General features: G+C 58.7%; 19 protein-coding genes. 2 read left to right on the top strand and 17 right to left on the bottom strand.

All coding sequences use genetic code 11. From position 1 onward, the window contains the following. Positions 1 to 100: 100 nt before the first annotated feature. The 4 genes from relA to cysM form a co-directional block, all read right to left on the bottom strand. Positions 101 to 2,341, bottom strand: coding sequence for a GTP diphosphokinase (gene relA / locus ADG881_RS03805; RefSeq protein ID WP_039926082.1), 2,241 nt, complete (start codon positions 2,339 to 2,341; stop codon positions 101 to 103). A gap of 11 nt (positions 2,342 to 2,352) precedes the next feature. Then, positions 2,353 to 3,690, bottom strand: a complete 1,338-nt coding sequence (rlmD, locus tag ADG881_RS03810; protein ID WP_007149908.1) for a 23S rRNA (uracil(1939)-C(5))-methyltransferase RlmD — start codon at positions 3,688 to 3,690, stop codon at positions 2,353 to 2,355. A gap of 126 nt (positions 3,691 to 3,816) precedes the next feature. Beyond that, entirely contained in the window at positions 3,817 to 4,599 is a 783-nt protein-coding gene (locus tag ADG881_RS03815; protein ID WP_007148584.1) for a 3'-5' exonuclease, read from the bottom strand. 35 nt (positions 4,600 to 4,634) lie between these two features. Then, positions 4,635 to 5,534, bottom strand: a complete 900-nt coding sequence (gene cysM, locus ADG881_RS03820; protein WP_007151060.1) for a cysteine synthase CysM — start codon at positions 5,532 to 5,534, stop codon at positions 4,635 to 4,637. Between the two features lie 126 nt (positions 5,535 to 5,660). Between cysM and ADG881_RS03825 the strand changes: the two genes are divergently transcribed. Continuing rightward, positions 5,661 to 7,925, top strand: coding sequence for an ATP-binding protein (locus ADG881_RS03825; RefSeq protein ID WP_232211679.1), 2,265 nt, complete (start codon positions 5,661 to 5,663; stop codon positions 7,923 to 7,925). 27 nt (positions 7,926 to 7,952) lie between these two features. Here ADG881_RS03825 and pdxJ read toward each other — a convergent pair whose 3' ends face one another. The 13 genes from pdxJ to ADG881_RS03890 all read right to left on the bottom strand — a co-directional run bounded on the left by pdxJ (position 7,953) and on the right by ADG881_RS03890 (position 20,002). Continuing rightward, a complete protein-coding gene (gene pdxJ / locus ADG881_RS03830; RefSeq protein WP_007151190.1) occupies positions 7,953 to 8,678 on the bottom strand; it encodes a pyridoxine 5'-phosphate synthase in 726 nt (241 codons plus the stop codon). Positions 8,679 to 8,795: 117 nt separating this feature from the next. Next, complete coding sequence (gene recO / locus ADG881_RS03835; protein ID WP_007150748.1) at positions 8,796 to 9,473, bottom strand: DNA repair protein RecO; 678 nt, start codon at positions 9,471 to 9,473, stop codon at positions 8,796 to 8,798. Continuing rightward, on the bottom strand, positions 9,460 to 10,392 hold the full coding sequence (gene era, locus ADG881_RS03840) for a GTPase Era (protein ID WP_039926085.1): 933 nt from the start codon (positions 10,390 to 10,392) through the stop codon (positions 9,460 to 9,462). Before era ends, recO begins: the two co-directional genes overlap by 14 nt. Continuing rightward, a complete protein-coding gene (gene rnc, locus ADG881_RS03845; RefSeq protein WP_007150385.1) occupies positions 10,385 to 11,071 on the bottom strand; it encodes a ribonuclease III in 687 nt (228 codons plus the stop codon). The genes era and rnc overlap by 8 nt, the downstream gene beginning before the upstream one ends. Next, positions 11,068 to 11,418 (bottom strand): DUF4845 domain-containing protein, encoded by a 351-nt coding sequence (locus ADG881_RS03850; RefSeq protein ID WP_232211680.1) that lies wholly within the window; start codon positions 11,416 to 11,418, stop codon positions 11,068 to 11,070. Before ADG881_RS03850 ends, rnc begins: the two co-directional genes overlap by 4 nt. A 34-nt stretch (positions 11,419 to 11,452) precedes the next feature. Next, on the bottom strand, positions 11,453 to 12,244 hold the full coding sequence (lepB, locus tag ADG881_RS03855) for a signal peptidase I (RefSeq protein ID WP_007150499.1): 792 nt from the start codon (positions 12,242 to 12,244) through the stop codon (positions 11,453 to 11,455). A 99-nt stretch (positions 12,245 to 12,343) separates the two neighbouring features. Then, positions 12,344 to 14,143, bottom strand: a complete 1,800-nt coding sequence (gene lepA, locus ADG881_RS03860; RefSeq protein WP_007151197.1) for a translation elongation factor 4 — start codon at positions 14,141 to 14,143, stop codon at positions 12,344 to 12,346. A 227-nt stretch (positions 14,144 to 14,370) separates the two neighbouring features. Next, entirely contained in the window at positions 14,371 to 15,819 is a 1,449-nt protein-coding gene (locus tag ADG881_RS03865; protein ID WP_039926087.1) for a DegQ family serine endoprotease, read from the bottom strand. A 36-nt stretch (positions 15,820 to 15,855) separates the two neighbouring features. Then, the gene (locus ADG881_RS03870) at positions 15,856 to 16,305 is read right to left on the bottom strand and encodes a SoxR reducing system RseC family protein (RefSeq protein WP_232211681.1); all 450 of its coding nucleotides are present in this window, start codon (positions 16,303 to 16,305) and stop codon (positions 15,856 to 15,858) included. A 23-nt stretch (positions 16,306 to 16,328) separates the two neighbouring features. Continuing rightward, positions 16,329 to 17,309: a MucB/RseB C-terminal domain-containing protein gene (locus ADG881_RS03875; protein WP_155135781.1), complete on the bottom strand. Its 981-nt coding sequence runs from the start codon at positions 17,307 to 17,309 to the stop codon at positions 16,329 to 16,331. A gap of 3 nt (positions 17,310 to 17,312) precedes the next feature. Beyond that, positions 17,313 to 17,897: a sigma-E factor negative regulatory protein gene (locus tag ADG881_RS03880; RefSeq protein WP_007150750.1), complete on the bottom strand. Its 585-nt coding sequence runs from the start codon at positions 17,895 to 17,897 to the stop codon at positions 17,313 to 17,315. A 4-nt stretch (positions 17,898 to 17,901) separates the two neighbouring features. After that, positions 17,902 to 18,486: an RNA polymerase sigma factor RpoE gene (gene rpoE, locus ADG881_RS03885; RefSeq protein WP_007150383.1), complete on the bottom strand. Its 585-nt coding sequence runs from the start codon at positions 18,484 to 18,486 to the stop codon at positions 17,902 to 17,904. A 304-nt stretch (positions 18,487 to 18,790) separates the two neighbouring features. Continuing rightward, complete coding sequence (locus ADG881_RS03890) at positions 18,791 to 20,002, bottom strand: hypothetical protein (protein WP_007148757.1); 1,212 nt, start codon at positions 20,000 to 20,002, stop codon at positions 18,791 to 18,793. A gap of 272 nt (positions 20,003 to 20,274) precedes the next feature. Here ADG881_RS03890 and nadB point away from each other — a divergent pair, with 272 nt between their 5' ends. Then, positions 20,275 to 21,897: an L-aspartate oxidase gene (nadB, locus tag ADG881_RS03895; RefSeq protein ID WP_007150586.1), complete on the top strand. Its 1,623-nt coding sequence runs from the start codon at positions 20,275 to 20,277 to the stop codon at positions 21,895 to 21,897. The last annotated feature ends 128 nt before the right edge of the window (positions 21,898 to 22,025 follow it).

Genomic DNA, 22,025 nt, shown 5'->3' on the forward strand with positions numbered 1-22,025 from the left:
GCAGAACCGGAATGAATAATTAATAACGAAAGGCAAAACCCTTGGCGCGGGCATGCCCTTCGGTTTTCGTTATTAACTATTCATTATCAATTATTAATTGCTATTTCTTGTAGCGCCGAACTTCCAGCACGCCTTTAAGCTGATCCATCTTGGCAAGCACCTTGCCCAGGTTCCCCAGGGTGGCGATTTCCAGGGTGAGCAGCATGGTGGCGGTGTTGTCATCCTGATGGGACTGGGTATGCACGGCCGTCACGTTGACCTTTTCATTGGCCAGCACGGCAATCACGTCCTTGAGCAGGCCCTGACGATCCCAGGCGCGCAGAAACACATCCACCGGGTAGGTAATTCGGTCGGCTTCGCCCCAGGTCACTTCGATTACCCGGTTAGGGTCATCACCCTGCATGGCCAGCAACTTCTCACAGTCGGCGCGGTGAACGGTAACGCCCCGCCCCTGGGTAATAAAGCCCATGACCTGATCACCAGGCACCGGCTGGCAGCAGCCGGCCATATGGGTAAGCAGATTCCCCACCCCATGAATGGTGATATCACCACTGGTGGACGCTTTCGGCTTGGCCGGAACAAACTCCATTTCCTGCTGGTTATGGTCCGGCTGCAGGGCCTGCACCTGATTGACCACATGCCCCGGGCGCAGATCGCCCGCACCCAGCGACGCCAATACGTCGTCACCGGTTTTCAGATTGAGGTGCGGCGCCAGGGTATCCAGATCCACTTTTTCCAGCGCCAGCCGCGACATTTCCTTTTCCAGGATGGTGCGACCCTGAACGATATGCACATCACGGTCCTGACGCTTGAACCATTGCTGGATTCTCGCCCGGGCAGATGACGTCGCCACATAGCCCAGTGACGGGGTCAGCCAGTCACGGCTGGGGCCGCCTTCTTTGGTGGTGAGGATAGTGACCTGCTCACCGGTATTCAGGCTGTAGTTCAACGGCACGATTTGACCGTTCACCTTGGCGCCCCGGCAGCGATGCCCTACTTCGGTATGGATGTGATAGGCGAAATCCACCGGCGTGGCCCCCGCTTCCAGGTCCACCACATGGCCTTCCGGGGTGAAAACATACACCCGGTCGCTGACCAGCCCGTGGCGCAGCTCGTCCACCATGGCATCAGGGCTGTCGTCACCCAGCTCTTCGTGCCATTCGAGCACCTGACGCAGCCAGGTAATCCGTTGCTCGTAATCGGTAACTCCACTTTTGCCTTTCTTGGCGCCTTCCTTGTAGCGCCAATGGGCACAGACACCCAGCTCCGCCTCTTCATGCATATCGAAGGTACGAATCTGCACCTCCAGCATCTTGCGTTCCGGGCCGACCACCGCCGTATGCAGGCTCTGGTAACCATTGCCTTTGGGGCTGGCGATGTAATCGTCGAATTCCTTGGGCACGTGTTGCCACAGGGAATGCACAACACCCAGCGCCGCATAGCAGTCGCGTACTTGCGGTACCAGAATACGCACCGCACGCACGTCATAGACTTCACCGAAGTCCAGGTGCTTTTTCTGCATTTTCCGCCAGATGCTGTAAATGTGCTTGGCGCGCCCGTTGACCTCGGCGCCACTGATGCCGTTCTTTTCCAGATAGCCGCGTAAGTGCTCCAGCACGTTATCAATGTACTCTTCACGTACCAGACGCTTCTCATCCAGCAGCTTGGCAATTTTCTTGTAGGCGCCCGGCTGCAGGTAACGGAAGGACAGATCCTCCAGCTCCCATTTCAACTGGCCAACGCCCAGCCGGTGGGCCAGCGGCGCGTAGATATCGAAGATTTCCTGGGCCACCTTGCGCTGGCGCTCCGGCTCCGACTCCTTGACCGCACGGATGATCACCGTTCGTTCCGCAAGCTTGACCAGGGCGACGCGCACGTCGTCGACCATGGCCACCAGCATCTTGCGCATGTTATCCAGCTGCCCATCCTGCTGGCCCAGCACGGCCTTGCGGGTGGGGTTGAGCGAAGTACTGATCGCCGCCATGCGCAGCACGCCTTCGATCAGGTTGGCCACATCCGGCCCGAATTCCTTTTCCACTTCCAGCAGCGTGATCTGCCCTTCGCGCACGGCCCGGTAAAGGATAGCGGCGGGAAGAATGTCACTGTCGGCTCCCAGATCCACCAACACTTCGCCCATTTCCAGGCCGATATCCAGACAGCCTTTGCCATAGGGCCACACCCGGCCCGCGGCCTCACCGGCCAGCTGGCATTGTTCGGCGCGCTCACAGGCCTGTTCCAGCAAGGCACGGTCACGGACCGGGGCGCGATCTTCCAACTGCGTGATCCAGTCGCGCCAGTGAACTATGGAACCTTCTGAGGGCTGTCGCCTTACCGTTACCATGGCAGAACCTGCTACTTCTTCTTCGCTTTTTCGAATACAGCGATGGACTCGACGTGGGTGGTGTGAGGGAACATATCCATCACACCTGCCGCTTTAAGACGGTAGCCCAGCGCCATCAGTTCCCCGGCATCACGGGCCAGTGTGGCGGGGTTGCATGACACATAAACAATCCTTGATGCACCAAGGCGGGGCATCAACTTCACCATTTCCAGTGCGCCGGTGCGTGGCGGGTCGATCAGAATACGATCATACGCCTGTCTGGCCCAGGCTTGGCCGCTAACGTCCTGGCTCAGGTCCCAGGCGTGAAACTCCAGGTTTTCCAGGCCGTTGCGGCGAGCATTCTCGTAACCACGCTCCACCATGGCCTGGCTGACCTCTACACCCACCACCTTGCCGGCCCGCTTGGCGGCGGGAATGGTGAAATTCCCCAGGCCGCAGAACAGGTCCAGCACCGTGTGTTCTGGTGAGATGTCCAGCAAGTCCAGTGCCAAAGGCACCATCTTGCGATTAATCTCTGCATTCACCTGGGTGAAATCGGTGGGATGAAAGGCCAACTCCACCCCGGCAGACGGGTGTGAGTAATACAGACGCTGCTCACCGTCTTCCGGCCAGACCCGGTGCACGGTACTTTCGTTGCCCGGTTGCAGATAACAGTGCCAGCCCAGATTCTGGCAGAAGCCCACCAGGGCCTGTTGATCTGCCTCAGGCAATGGGTCCAGATGGCGGATAATGAGGGCCACATCGTCATCCCCGGCGGCCAGCTCAATCTGCGGAATGCGGCTGCGGCTTTCCAGGCTGTGCATCAGGGTACGCAGTTCAGAGAGGCGGTGCCCCACGTCCGGGATCAGCACTTCACAGGTGCGGAGCTGGGCAATGAAGCTGTTGCGCTTTTCCCGGAAGCCCACCAGCGTTTCCCCTTTGGCTTCCACGTACTTCACACCCAGACGGGCCTTGCTGCGGTACCCCGTCACCGGGCCGGTCAGCGGCGGCAGCCACTCTTCCGGCTCCAGGCCACCAAAATGCTGCAGCTGTTCACGCAACACCGCTTCCTTGCGCGCCACCTGCACTGCCGGACTCATATGCTGCAGGCTGCAGCCACCGCACAGGGTGCTGTGCTCGCAAGGCGGGGTTACCCGGTCCGGGGACGCGGTGACGATTTCCACGGCTTTGCCTTCATCAAACTTGCGGCGCATGTAGGTGAATTTGAACATCACCTCTTCACCGGGCAGCGCATTATCAATGAAGGTGGTCTTGCCATCGCGGCGGGCGATGCCCCGGCCATCGTGACTCAGGGTTTCAATGCTGGCGGGCTCCGGGGTTTCCGGTAACTGCTTGCGACGTCGTGCCATGGAAGATCTCAATACTCTGGGGGTAAATCCGGGAGTGGGCAGCCATGCAACGCAGGCTGCCAATGTGGTGCGGATTGTAGCGTTTCAGGCCGCTGGCGTCAGATTTGTGACGCCAGCGGCATCAGCTCAGCTCGCCGATGCCTTCTGCCAGGTCTCCAGGAACGCCAGGAAGTGCGGATGCCCTTCTTCCTTCAGGTAGTCCTGCAGCAACGCCAGCTCCTGATCGTAACCGGTAGCGTCCAGCTCACCGCGCATCAACTGAAAACGCAGATACACCAGCCAGGTGTTGAGTACGTCGGTTTCGCAATAATCACGAATCCCCTTGAGGTCACCGTCCTGGAAGGCCTCGAAGACTTTGCCACCACTCATGCCCATCTTGCCCGGGAAGCCCAGCAACGTGGCGATCTGGTCCAGCGGCGCATTGGCGCGCCCGTTATACATGGCCAGCACGTCCATCAGGTCCAGGTGGCGTTGATGGTAACGGCTCAGGTAGTTGTTCCATTTGAAACTGGTGTCTTCGTTGCCGGTTTCCCAGTAACGGTGAGCGGCAACACCATGCTTGAGCGCGCGATAGTGCAACACCGGCAGATCGAAACCACCGCCATTCCAGCTCACCAGGTTCGGGGTGAAGCGATCGATACCGTCATAGAAGCGCTCGATCAGCTCTTTCTCCGTGCTGTTCTCATCGCCCAGGGACCACACTTTCACCCCTTGCGCAGAACGCAGCACCACGGAAATGGCGACAATACGGTGCAGGTGCAGGCGCAGAAACTCGGTGCCATTCTCCTGACGGCGCAGGTTGAGCAAGGCGCTGGCAGTGTCCTTGTCGCTAAGCCCATCCAGGTCGTAGATGCGGCGCCCGCCATCCAGATCGGGGATGGTTTCGATATCAAAGACCAATACGTTCACATGCTCTCCCTGTTTTCGCTGTCAATTGTCCACTATCAACTGTCAACGGCATTAAAAACCCCGGTAGACAGATAACGGTCGCCCCGGTCGCAAATAATGGCCACGATCACGGCGTTTTCCAGCTCTTCACTCAACCGTAGCGCACCGGCCACGGCGCCGCCGGATGATACACCGCAGCTGATGCCTTCTTCGCGGGCCAACCTGCGCATGGTGCGCTCGGCCAGGTCCTGATCCATATCCACAACACGGTCCACGCGGGAATCATCATAGATGGAGGGCAGGTATTCCTTCGGCCAGCGGCGAATGCCGGGAATGGACGCACCATCGGTAGGCTGCAGGCCGACAATCTGGATAGCCGGGTTCTGCTCCTTCAGATACATGCTGCACCCCATGATCGTGCCGGTGGTGCCCATGGAACTAACGAAATGGGTAATACCGCCATCCGTATCGCGCCAGATTTCCGGGCCGGTACTTTCATAATGGGCCAGCGGGTTATCCGGGTTGGCGAACTGATCCAGCACCGTACCCTCGCCACGGGCCTGCATGGCCTGGGCCAGGTCGCGGGCACCTTCCATGCCCTCTTCCTTGCTCACCGAAATCAGCTCGGCGCCATAAGCGGCCATGGCATCACGGCGCTCCTGACTCTGGTTGGCGGGCATGATCAACTTCATGCGGTAACCGCGCATGGCAGCGGCCATGGCCAGGGCAATGCCCGTGTTGCCACTGGTGGCTTCAATCAGAGTATCACCGGGCTGTATCTGTCCGCGCTGCTCCGCCTTGAGGATCATGTTCAATGCCGGGCGATCTTTTACCGAGCCGGCCGGGTTATTGCCCTCCAGCTTGACCAGAATGGTATTGCTGGTCTTGCCGGGCATGCGCTGCAGACGCACAAGGGGCGTATTACCCACGGTCTGTTCAATGGTTTTATGATTCATGGCGCGTATTGTACCTAAAAAGCCGCTTTATGCTGCACGCCTCACGCAACAACACGGTGGCGCGGAGCGTGCTGCATGTTGCTGCTCTTCAGGCATAATGGGGAAAACAACAGCAATCGGGGATTCATGGTCAACCAAAGCCTTCGCTCACGCCTGATGTTCATGGCCGCCCTGCCCGCCCTGCTGGCGGCGCTGGTCATTGGTGGCTATTCCATGGTCAACCGGATCGTGGATGTCCGCGAGACCAATGCGCAACGTCAGCAACTGGTCACCGATAGCTACGCCGCCCAGCTGGAAACCCTGCCCCATAACAGCCAGCGCAAACAGCAGAACCTGTTACGCCAGTTGCTTGAGGAACAGGACGTCCGGGCCGCCACCCTGGTATTCAACGATGGCCGGCCCACCCTGCACGCCGGGCCTCGGCTACGCCCCGCCCCTGACGGCGCGGCACCCGATGCACAGGGGCGGGTCACCACCGATACCAGCTGGCAGCTGGATCGGGATCTCAGCGGGGTGCTGCCCGCCCAGCTCACCGTGGAGTTTTCCCAGCAGGGGCAATATCTGTCCACGCTGGAAAATCTGCTCACCCTGTTTCTGGTGATGCTGGCACTGATCATGATCGCCATGGTTCCCGCCCTGCGCTTTTCCCGCCAGCTGACTCAGCCCATCAGCGACATGGTCAGTGCGGTGCAACGTATCCGCGATGGCGATCTCAGTATGGCCATTCACACCCAGGCCAAAGGTGAGTTATCGGAACTGGAAACCGCCCTGCGACAGATGGTCGCGGCACTGGCCGACGCCCAGACCGAGTTGCAGCAGAATGTGGACCAGGCCACCCAGGATCTGCGCGAAACCCTGGAAACCATCGAGATCCAGAACATCGAACTGGACATGGCACGCAAGGAAGCCCTGAAAGCCAGCCATATCAAATCCGAGTTCCTGGCCAACATGAGCCACGAGATTCGCACCCCGCTCAATGGCATTCTCGGCTTCACCAAACTGTTGGACCGCTCTCCCATGACCCCGCGCCAGGAGGATTACCTCTCTACCATTCACAAGAGTGCGGAATCCCTGTTGGCGATCATCAACGACGTGCTCGATTTTTCCAAAATCGAGGCCGGTAAACTGTCCCTCGATCACACCCCTCTCAACCTCCATGACCTGATCGAGGACGTGCAGACCTTGCTCGCCCCCATGGCGCAGGAGCGGGGCCTGGAGCAGGCGGCCATTATCTACTCAGACGTCCCGGTCGCCTTGCTGGGCGATCCGCTGCGCATCCGCCAGGTCCTGACCAATCTGGTCAGCAATGCCATCAAGTTTACCGACCAGGGCTCCGTGGTAGTGCGTGCCATGCTGGAGGAAGACCGGGGGGCAGAAGCAATCATCAAGATTACCGTCACCGATACCGGCCCCGGCTTGAATCCGGAAGCCCAGAAAGACCTGTTCAGCGCCTTTACCCAGGCCGACCAGAGCGCCCGCCGGCAGGAAGGTGGAACCGGGCTGGGGCTCGCCATCAGCAAGCGCCTGGTGGAGGGCATGGGCGGCGAGATTGGTATCGACAGCCGCGAGGGCCGTGGCTCCACCTTCTGGTTCACCCTGCGCACCGAGCGGGATCCAAAGCAGCCCCCCCAGCAGCCGCCCCATGCACTGGTAGGCTGCACCGCCACCTTGATCGAAAGTGATGAATACGGCCGGCTGGGCCTGTACCACATGCTCAGCCACTTGCAGCTTCGCATCCATGAACAGCACAACCTCAACGATCTCATGGCGACGCTGGATCAGGGTGCGCTGTCCCACAGTGATTTTCTGGTAGTCGGCCTGCCCAGCCAGGCACCGGGCATCGACCTGCAGCAACTTCTGGATGACCTCGCTGCCCTTGGCACCCCGATTCTGGTGCTGTGCAATAACCCGGAAAGTGTTTCCCACTGGCTGGAGGATTATCCGCACTGCCAGGTTCAGGGAAAACCCGCCACGCGCCAGCGTCTGCATAGCACCGCGGATGATCTGCCGCAAGCCCCTGACAGTAACGCCAACAGCGATCAGGTCTTCGATCCTGAATTGGCCCGTCGTCGTGCCGGGGGGCGGGATCATCTTGCCGACGAAATGCTGAAAATGCTGCTCGATAGTCTGGAAACAGATCGGCCCGCTATCTCAGCCGCCTTCGACCGGAACGATAACGATGACTTGCTGGAACGCGTGCACAAGCTCCACGGCGCCACCCGCTACTGCGGCACGCCCCGCCTGGAGCAGAGCGCTCGGCAGCTGGAAGAAGCCCTGAAGACCGGCAGCGACCGCGCCAGCCTGGGGCCGCGGGTCTCTGCCCTGTGCGACGAAATCTGTGCACTGGAACAGCTCTGGCAGGACCAGGGCGACGTCATGACTCTGGGCTAGACTCCGATGTTTCGCTGGATGCAGTGCCTAAACCTTGTCGAGCAAGGCCCGCATGCTGCGCACGGCTTCATCCAGCCCGGTGATTGCCGCCCGGGCAATAATGCTGTGGCCAATATTCAGCTCGTTGATGCCCGGAATTTCTGCAATCGGCAAGGTGTTGTGGTAATGCAGACCGTGGCCAGCGTTGACCACCAACCCCTGCTCCAGCGCAAACGCCACGCCTTCACGGATGCGCGCCAGCTCCTGCTGCTGTGCGTCCACCGTTTCTGCATCGGCGTATCCACCGGTATGAATCTCGATTGCCGGGGCGCCGCATTCGCGGGCAGCAGCAATTTGCGCTTTATCCGCATCAATAAACAACGACACTTCAATACCCGCTTGCCCCAGCCGCTGACAACACTGGGCAATCCAGGCCTTGTTGCCCGCCACATCCAGCCCACCTTCGGTGGTCAGCTCCTCACGTTTTTCCGGTACCAGGCAGCAATGCGGCGGTTGAATGCGGCAGGCAATGCCCACCATTTCTTCAGTGGCCGCCATTTCCAGATTCATGCGGGTCTGCAGCGTCTGCGCCAGCAGTTCCACATCCCGGTCATTGATATGCCGGCGGTCTTCACGCAGGTGCACGGTAATGCCATCCGCACCGGCCTGCTCCGCGACCAGCGCAGCCTGTACCGGCTCAGGGTAGCGGGTGCCACGGGCTTGGCGAAGAGTGGCGATATGATCGATGTTGACGCCGAGAAGTACTCTGGACATAAGACTCACCTTAAACGCATTCTTTTCTGGCCGACCTGTAGAGGGCGAGCCAGAATTCTAGCTTCTAGCTTCTAGCTTCTAGCTTCTAGCTCGTAACTCGTATTTTGATTCTAGCTTTCATTTCTCCCGAAACAGCTCCCGGCTTTTCAGTGGCCGGTTGCCCAGATGCGGCGCCAGTAAATGTCGACACAGACTCAATGCTGCCCTGCGCGAAGCGGGATGCCAATCACCTTGGGCAATGGCCAGCAAGTCTGCGCCAGCATAACCGCCCCCGGTTTCTGTCTTCGCCAAACCCTGCTCAGGATTTAACTGGTATAACGCCTCGGGATCCAGCCCGTGCCCGTGAACATCCTGATCCAGAGCAATGCCGTAACCGATTTGCTCCAACACCGCCAATTCGAATTGCCGCAGCGTAATGTCGAACGGAGTCTGCGTCTGCAAGTCGGACAGAGCCTGCTCGTATAACGGCCAAACCGATGGATTGGGGTCGTCCCGGTGCAGCAGTCGCGTCAGTAGCTCGTTCAGGTAAAACCCGCAGTACAACGCCTTGCCGGTCAGCATAAGTCGATTCCCCCGTGGCTCGCACGCCCGCAGGGAATACATCTCACCGGAGGGCTTCAGCGCTACCCACAGGGGCGTAAACGGCGCCAGCAACGGGTCTTTGCGGCCACCGCGCACCACCGCACCAATGCGGCCTAGCGCGGGAAGAAACAGGTCTACCGTCAGGCTGGTATTACGAAAAGGCCGCCGGTGAATCAACCAGGCGGCTTGCAGTGACGTCTCAGCGCGGCTCATCGTAGCCGAGCGAGCGCAGCGCGCGGGCATCATCGGACCAGCCCGCCTTGATCTTCACCCACAGGTTGAGCATCACCTTGCGCTCGATCAGGCGTTCAATATCTTCACGGGCCTGAATGCCAATCTGCTTGATGCGCTCGCCCTTGTCACCAATAAGAATTTTCTTCTGGCCGCGGCGCTCCACCAGAATGGCGGCGGAAATTTCGGTGACGCGGGGGCCATCTTCCCACATCTCCACTTCCACACTCACCTGGTGGGGCACTTCCTGCCCGAGCTGGCGGACCACTTTTTCACGAATAATTTCCGCCACCATAAAACGCAGGCTGCGGTCGGTAAGCTGATCCTCCTCGTACCAGAACTCCCCTTCCGGCAAGCGCTGAACCAGTGCCTTTTCCAGCTCCACCAGGTTTTGTTCGCGCAATGCGGAGACAGGAATCACCGCATCGAAGGGGTAACGTTCACTCAAGGTCTGGATATGCGGCAACAAGGCGGCCTTGTCATCCACGTTATCGACCTTGTTAATGATCAGCAGCACCGGCACCTGATCTTTTTCCGGCAACAGGGACAGCACGTGCTCGTCCGCCGGCGTCCACTTCATGGCATCCACCATCATGCAGATCACGTCCACACCGAACAGGGTGGACACTGCGGCTTCATTCATGGCGCGGTTAAGCGCCTTTTCCTGTCCCGTGTGAATACCCGGCGTATCGGCAAAGATAATCTGATAGTTGTCCCGGCTGAGAATTCCGTGGATACGGTGACGGGTGGTCTGCGGCTTACGTGAAGTAATGCTGACTTTCTGGCCGATCAAGTGGTTCATCAACGTGGATTTCCCCACGTTGGGACGCCCGACGATGGACACCATGCCGCAACGGGTCGCTTGGGAGTCATCGGGTTGGGACGTTGGGGTATCAGTCATACTGCTGCTCCAGCCATTCAAGCGCCAGGCTTGCGGCCTCCTGCTCAGCCTTGCGGCGGCTCGCGCCCTGGGCGATAAATATCTGCTGCACCTGATCCAGTGAGCACTGCACATCAAAGGTCTGTTTCGGTGCCAGCCCTTCCACTTGGGTCACTTCATAGGTCGGCAATTCAAATTTGCGCGCCTGCAGCCATTCCTGCAAACGGGTTTTGGCATCTTTCTGGGCACTTTGCGGGGAAATGGCGTCAAGGCGTGGCGCAAACCAGCAAAGCACAACCTCACGGCAACGGGACTCGCCACCATCCAGCAACATGGCACCAATAATCGACTCCAACGCATCCGCAAGAATGGAATCACGACGAAAGCCGCCGCTTTTCAACTCACCGCCACCCAGCACCAGGTATTCCCCCAAGCCCAGTTCCCGTGCCACCAACGCCAGCGTTTGGCCACGCACCAAAGACGCACGCATACGGGTCAGCTGACCTTCAGCAGCTTCAGGAAACTGTTCAAACAGGGCAACGGAGATAATCTGCCCGAGCTGGGCATCACCGAGAAACTCCAGCCGTTCGTAGTTACGGTGACGGCTGACACTACGGTGTGTCAGCGCCAACTCGAGGAGGGAAATATCCTGGAACTGATAGCCCAGACGGGCCATCAGCCGGTTAAGGTCACCGTTCACTGGCGAACGTCTTTCTTGAACTCGTCTTTGAAGGTCATCACGATGCTCACGTTGTAGAACATCGGTTCGCGCACTTCATAGTCTGTGGACACGGTCAGCACACCACCTTCCTTGGCGATAGCCAGGTCATCGACACGAATTACATCGACCTGGTTAATAGTAAACCGCTTGTCGATCCCTGCGCGTATTTCACTCGGGGACATCAGTGCTGTTTTGCTGTCCTGCAGCACTGAGCGGATGGTTGTCGAAATCGTGTTGTGCTCCATATAGGCCGGAACCATACGGAATGCTGCTGTCCCCAGGATAGCCACAACAATCAGCACGACTGCCCAACTGATCATCGACATCCCACGTTGCCGTGAGGGCGTTGTTGTCATCATTTTAGTTTGCCTCCACCTTATCAATAGCGCCATTACGAGAAAAACTGGGCAGAGAGAAAACCGGTTTCCAGTGCATCCAGATCATGAACGCTTCCCCCACGACCAGCCCCTCAGGGACTATACCCCAGAATCGGCTGTCGTTACTGTTATCACGGTTGTCGCCCATCACAAAGTAGGCATCTTCCGGCACCGTCCATTCTCCCTGGGTACGTGCCTGCGGCAGCTGACGTCCGGTATAGGGGTTGGTTTTGCCTTCCTGCCAAATCAGGTGAGTCGCGTCACCCAACTGCTCAACGTATTGCTTGCGCCACACACCCGGGCCAGCCCATTCATTCACCAGATCCCGATCAACGATCTCCCCGTTCACCGTCAGAACGTTATCCTTCACCTGAACCGTGTCACCGGGCAACCCCACCACACGTTTGATGAAGTTCTGCTTCCGGTTTTCCGGGAACTTGAACACCATCACATCACCGCGTTCAGGCTCACCGGTTGCAATGATTTTAGTATTGGTTACGGGTAAACGCAGGCCATAGGCAAACTTGTTAACCAGAATAAAGTCATTCACCTTCAGGGTTGGCAGCATGGAGCCGGAGGGAATGGTAAACGGTTCAACAATAAATGAACGGATCACCAGCACCACGAAGAACACTGAAATCAGCGAGTTGGAGGTTTCCACTACACTGGCCACCGGGCCGCCCTTGCTCTTCAATTTCAGAGCCTTGTCGATCAGCCAGACGACAACCGTAATCGCCAACGCCAGGGTCAACCAGAAACCGATATCAATATCCAACAGAAATCTCCGACATAACGCCCAATGCCAGAAGCCGGACACCAAACGCGTTGAGGTTTTGCATCAAGCGTTCGGCATCAGGCATCTTGCGCTTATTAATTAATCATCCACCTTCAGCACGGCCAGGAAGGCCTCCTGGGGGATTTCCACATTCCCCACCTGCTTCATGCGCTTCTTGCCTTCTTTCTGCTTCTGCAGCAGCTTCTTCTTACGCGATACGTCACCGCCATAACATTTCGCGGTCACGTTCTTGCGCAGAGCCTTTACGGTCTGGCGGGCAATAATCTTGCTGCCAATGGCCGCCTGAATGGCCACATCAAACATCTGGCGCGGCACCAGCTCTTTCATTTTTTCACACAGGGCACGGCCCCGGTAGGCAGACTGATCCAGGTGACAGATCATCGCCAGCGCATCCACTTTATCGCCATTGATCAACACATCGACCCGCACCAGCTTGGTGGCTTCGAATCGCTCGAAGGCATAATCCATGGAGGCAAAGCCCCGGCTCACGGACTTGATGCGATCGAAGAAATCCAGCACCACTTCCGCCATGGGAATATCGTAGGTCAGGGCAACCTGTTTACCCAGATACTGCATATTGATCTGTGAACCACGGCGCTCCACGCAAAGAGTGATCACATTACCCACAAACTCCTGTGGCACCAGGATATTGACCCGCGCAATAGGCTCGCGGAACTCCTCGATCTTGCCGCCTTCAGGCAGTTTGGACGGGTTATCCACGTGCAGGATGTCGCCGGAGACCAGCGCCAGTTCGTACACCACGGTGGGCGCCGTGGTAATCAAATCCAGGTCGTATTCGCGCTCCAGCCGTTCCTGGATGATTTCCATGTGCAGCATGCCAAGGAAGCCTACCCGGAAACCAAAGCCCAACGCGTCGGACGTCTCCGGCTCATAGAACAGGGAGGCATCATTCAGGGTCAGCTTGGCCAGCGCATCACGGAAATCTTCATAGTCATCCGCGCTCACAGGGAACATACCCGCGTAGACCTGCGGCTTGACGTTCTTGAAGCCCGGCAAGGCCGGTACATTGGGGGTTTTCGCCAGGGTCAGGGTGTCCCCCACTGGGGCACCGTGAATATCCTTGATGCTGCCGCTCACCCAGCCCACTTCGCCGGCTTCCAGCAATTTGGTCTCGGTGCGTTTGGGAGTGAAGATCCCCAAGCTGTCGACCACATGGGTCTGCCCGGTGGATTTCACCAGAATCTTGTCACCTTTTTTCAGGCAGCCTTCTTTCACCCGCACCAGCGAGATCACGCCCATGTAATTATCGAACCAGGAATCGATAATCAGAGCCTGCAGGTCCGATTCGCGTTTGCCTTCCGGGGAGGGAATACGCTCGACCAATTGCTCCAGCAGATCATCCACACCCACGCCGGTCTTGGCCGACACCCGACAAGCATCATGGGCATCCAGGCCGATAATTTCCTCGATCTCGTTGATCACCATTTCCGGCTCGGCCTGGGGCAGGTCGATCTTGTTCAGAACCGGCAGCACTTCCAGGTCCTGTTCAATGGCGGTGTAGCAGTTGGCCACGGACTGGGCTTCCACACCCTGGGCAGCGTCCACCACCAGCAGCGCCCCTTCACAGGCCGACAGGGAGCGGGAGACCTCGTAGGAAAAATCCACGTGGCCCGGCGTATCAATAAAATTCAACTGGTAGGTTTCGCCATCACGGGCCTTGTAGTACAAGGTCACACTCTGGGCCTTGATGGTAATGCCTCTTTCCCGCTCCAGCTCCATGGAATCCAGCACCTGAGACTTCAGCTCACGGTCACTAAGGCCGCCGCAAACCTGGATAAAGCGGTCTGCCAACGTGGATTTGCCATGGTCGATATGGGCAATGATGGAAAAGTTGCGGATATTCTTGATGTCAGTCATAAGGCCTGTTGAACAAAAAGTCGTTGCCGCACCGGCACTCCCCGCCCCGTGGTCACACCCCAAGGATCAGAAAGAACCGTCCTGCTGCCCAACCCTGCGCCGGACAACACACCGTGATACTCAAAACGACAAACAATGGGCCGCGATTCTAGCGGATATCGGGGGGGAGTTGCACGGCGCACCGTCCGGTGCGCCGAAAAACCCTGTATCAGGCCCTGAAAAAGGGGTTATGGCAGCTTCAGTGCCAGAAAACGGGGAGTGCCATCACGGTTAACCAGTGCCGCCACCGTGCCGTCTTCCGGCAAGGCCGCCGCCGCATCGGCCAGATCCGCCGCGCTGTTGATCGGGGTATTGTGCAGGGTCACCAGAATATCCCCCGCCTGAATACCCGCCTGGCGGGCCGGGCCCTCGCTCACCTGGGTCACCACCACACCGGCTTTGAGGTCCAGACGGCTCAATTCCGACGCTGATGCTTCCCGCACGGCCAGACCCAGCTTCACCGCGGGTGACGCCTTATCAGATTCAGCACCGCCCTTGAGAGCCATTTCCGGGTTATCCGGTAGCAGGCCGATGGTCACCGACAAGGTCTTTTTCTCGCCATCGCGGATCACCACCATGTCCACATCCGATTCGGGCTTCACCAGGCCAACCCAACGCGGCAGCTCCGATGAGCGGTAGATGGTTTCATCGTTGAACCGGGTAATCACGTCGCCCGGCTCCACCCCGGCCGCCTCGGCTGGGGAGCCCACCAGCACCTGGGAAACCAGCGCACCGCGGGGCGAATCCAGGCCAAAGGACTCGGCCAGATCCCGATCAACCTCCTGAATCAGCACGCCCAGCCATCCTCGGCTGACTTTACCGCCATCCTTGAGCTGACTGACCACATCCATGGCCATGTCCATGGGAATGGCAAAGCTCACGCCCATATAGCCGCCGGAACGACTGAAAATCTGTGAGTTGATCCCGACCACTTCACCGCTCAGATTGAACAACGGCCCACCGCTATTACCTGGATTGATCGCCACATCGGTCTGGATAAAGGGTACATAGCTGTCGCTGGGCAGGCTGCGCCCTTTGGCGCTAACGATACCGGCCGTCACACTGCTGTCGAAGCCAAACGGGGCGCCAATGGCCAATACCCATTCGCCGACTTTCAAATCCGCAGAGGAGCCGATGTCCACCACCGGCAGATCACCGGCATCCACCTTCAGCAAAGCCAGGTCGCTCTGCTCATCCGCTCCCACCAACTCGGCGGGCAACTCACGGCGGTCCTGCAGGCGCACCATGATTTCATCCGCTTCCGCCACCACATGGTTGTTGGTCAGCACGTAACCATCAGCGGAAATGATGAACCCGGACCCTAACGAACGGGTATCGTCCTGCTCCGGCAACGACGGCATGTCACCCTCGCCACCGAACTGTTCAAAAAAGTGCTGAAAAAACTCCGGCAGCTGCTTGAGCTGATCCGCGGCAGAAGACTCATCCCGGTGCGTCACGGTGCTGATATTCACCACCGCTGGCCCTTCCTTTTCAACCAGGCGGGTAAAATCAGGCAGGCCGGTCACCAGGGGTTCACCGCGTTCGCTGGAAGGTTCAGAAGCAGGGTCGGAGCATGCCGCCAGTACGGCACTCAGGATTACAAGCCACACTGCTGCGAAACGAAATTCTCGTCGCATTGAAGTCTCCTTTTGTCAGGCCTTGTCCGCGGCCTGTTATTGCGATGCAGGCTTAATCACCACAGCCTGGCAACTATCGTCCCCGGATGGCACCAAGCGTGGTTGATAAGCCAGAGTATGCCCCGCACGGCGGCTCATGACACGGTTGACCGCAAAACCGAGAAACAGCCCCGCCATACCCAGCAAGGCAGACGTATCGACGGTTTCGACGGGAAGCGCCGAGCCAAGCAAGGCACCGGTAAACAGCAACACCAGGGGCAACCCATATACCCACAGGGCACCACGCATCAGCGCGCCTTCGGGTAAGGCCACATTAACGGTATCGCCAACCTGGTGAGAATCTTGAGAAGGAACCCGCAGGCGGGCGCGCTGCCCGGACTGCTGTTCATTGATAAGGTGATGCCCGCAACCGGCTTTCGCCTTGCAGGCACCACAGGTGGACGCACGCACGGTTTCTACCCAGATAGCCCCGGGCTCTACCGCCACGACGACTCCCTGCTCCTGCAACATCAGGGCTGGCTGTCTCGCACGCTGATGCCTTCAATCACCCGCTCTGCGGTGTTTTGCGGCACCTCGCCCACCAACGTCACCAGGTAGGCTCCACTGGGGGCCGTGAGCCTGCGGCTAACGGCGACCGTAGGGCCTACGCGGCTCACGCCTTCTTCCACGGTGCTGTCACCCACCGCTTCCACAAACACGGTAAAGGCCGCCAGACCGTCACTGTAACCTTGTGCTGCCACCGGCTCGCGGTCGGAGCCGCCCTGGCGCCAGTCTTTATCCACGGAGGTAAACCCCGCCGGCATCCATTTCGCATCCACCGACAACTGGTGAGACGGGTGAGAATCCGCCAGTTGTTTCAGATCGCTTTCTTTCACGGTTTCCGGGATGGCGAAATCCTGCTCGGTGAGCGGCGGCGCCAGCGTCAGAGTGACAAACTCCACTCGCTCCAGCGCCACGCCACTGCCATCAACCACTTCCGATTTCAGCAGCAGATTACTGTCGTTATCCAGCCACAGGCGGTAACCGTAACGGTGGTTATCCAGGGGCGCCACACGCATACGCGTGGCCGCACGGCCGGCAACGCGGCCATCACCATCCACCAGAATGTTGTACTGCTCCGGCACATCATTGGCGATCCGGTCGCCCAGGGCCAAGGGGCCACCCTTCTCACGGTTAATGCGAGTCAGGGTGCCGTTCGGGTGCAGACACACCACCTCGTCGCCCCGGCGCAGCACCTCCACCAGGCGGCCATCCAGATGGGTCAGCCGCTGGAACTCACGGCCACCTATCACCGCATGACTCACTTCCATGGTGCTGACTTCGGCACCAAATTGATAAAGGAAACGGCCGGTGTAATCGAGGGAGCGATTGGCCTGTGCCATGGACTGGAGCTGATCCTGCGCCGGCGAGGGGTTCGCCAGCGCCACTTCAGACAGCGCCACCATTGGCGAGCAGAGGGTCAGAGAGAAGGCAAGAGCTCGAAGCATCATCCGTTAGCGGGCCCCGTGACGGGCATCCATGCTGACCAGGCGCGCAAAGGGCATCATGCCCTGGCCGCTATGGCGCGCTGCGAAATCGCTATGACGCAGCAGCATGTTGTTTACACGGGGCTGGGAGACCGGCACTGCAGTAGCGGGGGTCGCCGTCACATTGCTGGTCTTGAACGCCTGGGAAACCAGGGAGGTTTCACCAAACGGACGGCTGATGCGGTTATCCGGCGCCGCAGCGGCCAGAGCCGGTGCTGCAGAACCATTCACCGCCTGGCTGCCTTCCCAGGTCTGCCAGCCAACCACGGTGGCCGCCGCCACAGAAGCCGCCACAGCCAGTCGCGCCATGCCACCCAGCCATGCCGGACGACGCGCCGGCACCGCTTCGTCTGCCAACGCAGCAGACAGGCTGGCATTAAAACCCGCCGGCACTGCCATGGAAGCCTGACCATGCATTACGTCGCTGGCCAGCTGCCAGCGCGCCAGCGTATCCAGCTCGCTATCATCGATATCACGCATCACCCGGCGGGTTTCCAGCTCGCTGGTTTCACCGTCGAGGAACGCGGACAACGTTTCCAAATCCCTGTTCATACTCTCACCCTTTATCGCCGCGCTGTGAGCCCAATAGCGGGCGGACAGCTGTGTCAATTGCTTCCCTGGCCCGGAAGATCCGGGACCGAACTGTGCCCACCGGGCATTCCATGACGACCGCAATGTCCTCGTAGCTGAGGCCCTCGAATTCACGCAGGGTCACCGCAGTCTTCAACTCCTGAGGCAGCTCGTTGATCGCTGCATGGATCACCGCCTCCAGTTCCTCTGACAACACGAGGGACTCCGGGGTTCCAATTTCGTGCAGCATTTCTGCACCGGCGTACTGCTCGGCTTCGGCTGCATCCAGGTCAGAGCCCGGCGGCCGCCGGCTGGCAGACACCAGATGATTCTTGGCAGTATTGACCGCGATACGGTAAAGCCAGGTATAAAAGGCGCTGTCTCCACGGAATCGGGGCAGCGCGCGCCAGGCTTTGATAAAGGCTTCCTGGGCAACATCCTGGACCTCGTCCTGGTCACGCACATAGCGGCTAATCAACGCAAAAAGACGCTGCTGGTACTTGTGCACCAGCACCTCAAAGGCACGTTGATCGCCGGTTTTGGCTTTCTTGACCAACTCTTCGTCTGACACCGATCCCCCGGATCTATCGCGAAACGCGTGAAGTAACCATGGCCGTATTATGACGACCCGCTAAAACGCGCCATTGTAGCAGTTGCCGGCGTGGCGGCTACACCATGAGCGCGATTTCGCCACCTTTTCACATTGCTTGAACATTTCTTTGCCAATGCGGTGGCGTGTTTATAGGACAGAATCGGACAGGCAGAAACGCTGATGGTTCCAATAAAGCTGAAAATCAGACGCATTCTCAAGATCAGGTAAACCGAGCCCCCCTCGCAAGGCAGGACGAATCTGGCGAGGGGGGGGGACATCAAGACTAGAAAATGGAGCAACCACTACCGCCGAATTTCTTTTTCACTTGGGCCATACAGCCACGCATCAGCAAACCGAACGGATCGCCGGGCAGGGTTTCGCAGACCTTCTTGGCCGCATACGCCTTGGAACATTCCGTGGCCGTGGCTTCCAGGGTGGTGCCGGCCACCGGTTGAGCCCCGGCCTGCCCGCCCGGGGCGGCGGCCGCCATCAAGCCAGCAGGTCCGGCCCCCGGTGCCGCCTTCGGTTCACTGACCTCGATCATGGCCGCCACCACGTCAGCAGGCAGCCCCTCCCTGGTCAACCAGCTGGATTCTTCAGGGGTAAACAGGCCATAGGGCTGGCCCGCAGCCTTGATACTCGCCGCCATGGCCGGGGCCGAGCGCTTGCGGTAGGTCTCCTTGAGCACATCCATCACCCGCAAATCCGCCGGCCCCACAAACAGCAGGCGCTCATTGCCTTGGATGTCATCCGCAAATTCGGGGTGTTTTTCGACGATCGCCGCATAGGCCTTGAGGCGTTCGTTACGTTTGCGCCCCGCCAACACCTCAGCCAAATGGGTGGACACCAGCGGGCGATAGAATTTCAGTTGCGGGTTATCCAGCGCGGCGGCCAGCTTGTCCACATCCTTTGATTTCTTGAGCGAGTCATACAGAGGCTCTTCAGCAACAATACTTCGCGTCAGCTTTTCTTCATGGGAAAAGAAAGAGGCATACCAGGCCGCATCGGTGACTTTCTGGGTACCTCGCAATTTCCCTAGCGGAAACCAACTCATGAAAATCGTGCCGCGATAGTGAGCGTTGGCGCTGTACACCAGCTCTCCTTCCGAACGCATTTCAATGGTCGTATCGAATTGCTGCGGTGCCACCATGGGTACCAGACAAAGGCTGAATGAACAGCCCACCGTAGTCACCACCACAGTAGCAATCGTAGCAATGCTATTTTTCGGACGCTGGCGCGTTACAGTGATATCCAGCGGCGGCATATCCCCCTCATGCAACCAGTAATCCGCTGCCAGGGCCAATTCATCATTGGCACTACTTCTGGGCTTCTCATTCAGGCTTTTTTGGAACTTTTCACTGGCCCACGGATAGGCATCATAAGTCGCTTTTCCCTTGGCGTAGGGAATAATCGGGTTATTCGGATTGGTGTTGAAAAGATCAATAGTGTCCTGCGTAATCGGCGTGCCCTGCTCGGTGTAGTAATTTGCGGACATACAGCCACTCAACAAGCTCACCGCTATCGCGCTGGCTGCCAGCCCTTTTAGTACCCTTCTCATAGTGTTCCCCGATACTGATTTTCCGTACGCCACTCCCCCCAATGAAAGCAGCGCTGTCCCAAGTCACAGGAAAATAACAACTCTGTCACAAAACCGCATACCCCATTTGGGGGATAGATCAGCATTGGTCATTTAGCCAGAGCCGAATTCACCGCTATACTGGCCACCGCATATCCCACCCAACCGGGCTCTTCACAACAGGATTCTCCATGGCTACCTACCGACACGATGTACTCATTATCGGCTCCGGCGCTGCAGGCCTCACCGCCGCATTGCGCCTGCCGGATGAGTGTCAGGTTGCCCTGCTCTCCAAAGGAGAGCTCACCAGTGCCAGCACCTACTACGCCCAGGGTGGCGTGGCAGCGGTGCTGGATCAGGAAGATTCACTGGAAAGCCACGTGGCCGATACCCATGTGGCCGGCGCCGGCCTGTGTCACGATGATGCCGTGCGCTTCACCGTGGAAAACGGTCCCGACGCCATCCGCTGGCTGATTGATCTGGGAGTGGACTTCACCCGCTTCGACAGCGGTGACGGCAGCAAGCTGCCCTACCACCTGACCCGCGAAGGCGGCCACAGCCACCGGCGCATCATTCATGCCGCCGACGCCACCGGCAAAGCCATTTCCGGCACATTGATTGAACAGGTCTGCCAGAAGCACAACGTGACCCGTTTTGAACACCGGGTGGCAGTGGACCTGATCGTGCAGGAACACGACGCCCCCAACGGGGAACAGGGCAAAGAAAAACGCTGTTGCGGCGCCTACGTACACAACATTCAAACCGGGGAAACCGACGTTATCCTGGCCCGCTCCGTGGTACTGGCCACCGGCGGCGCCTCCAAGGTGTACCTGTATACCTCCAACCCAGATGTGGCCACCGGCGATGGCATCGCCATGGCCTGGCGAGCCGGTTGCCGGGTGGCGAACATGGAATTCATGCAGTTCCACCCCACCTGCCTCTACCACCCCAAGGCGAAAAGCTTCCTGATCACCGAAGCCATTCGCGGCGAAGGCGGGCACCTGCTGCTACCCAATGGCGAACGCTTCATGAACCGCTTTGATGAACGCGGCGAGCTGGCGCCCCGGGATGTGGTAGCACGCGCCATTGACCATGAAATGAAGCGGCTGGGGGCGGACTGTTTGTACCTGGACATCAGCCACAAGCCAGCAGATTTCATCATCGAGCACTTCCCCACCGTGTACGCCAAGTGCCTGCAGCTGGGACTGGATATCACCCGCGACCCGATCCCCGTGGTGCCTGCCGCCCACTACACCTGTGGCGGCGTAATGATCAACGAACACGGACAAACCGATGTGCCCGGCCTCTACGCCATCGGCGAAACCAGCTTCACCGGCCTACACGGCGCCAACCGCATGGCCAGTAACTCCCTGCTGGAGTGCTTCGTCTATGGCAAAGCCGCCGCCGACCATATCGGCGCACACCTGCATAACCTTCCCACGCCCCGGGACGACAATGAATGGGACGATTCCCAGGTCACCGACTCCGACGAAGACGTGGTGATCAGCCACAACTGGGACGAGCTGCGCCGCTTCATGTGGGATTACGTGGGCATTGTGAGAACAGAAAAACGCCTGGAGCGAGCCTTGCACCGGGCCGAACTGCTGAAGAGCGAAATCGCCGAGTATTACAGCAACTACCACATCAGCAACGACCTGCTAGAGCTACGTAACCTGGTCGTCATCGCCGAACTGATCATCCGCTCCGCCATGCAACGCAAGGAAAGCCGCGGCCTGCATTTCATGCGTGATTTTCCCGGTGTGAATGAAGAAACCAGGGACACGATCCTGACACCGGACACAATGAATAGTTAATAGTTAAAAACGTCGCGAACTGCCCCTTTCTGTTCTGAAAGGCAAGAGACCGCGCCCAGGAGCTGGGCGCGGTCTCTATGCGTTGAAATCTACATACGCTGCTCGCGCAACTATTAATTAGTCATTAT

Source organism: Alcanivorax sp. DG881, assembly GCF_000155615.1.
Classification (GTDB): Bacteria; Pseudomonadota; Gammaproteobacteria; order Pseudomonadales; family Alcanivoracaceae; genus Alcanivorax.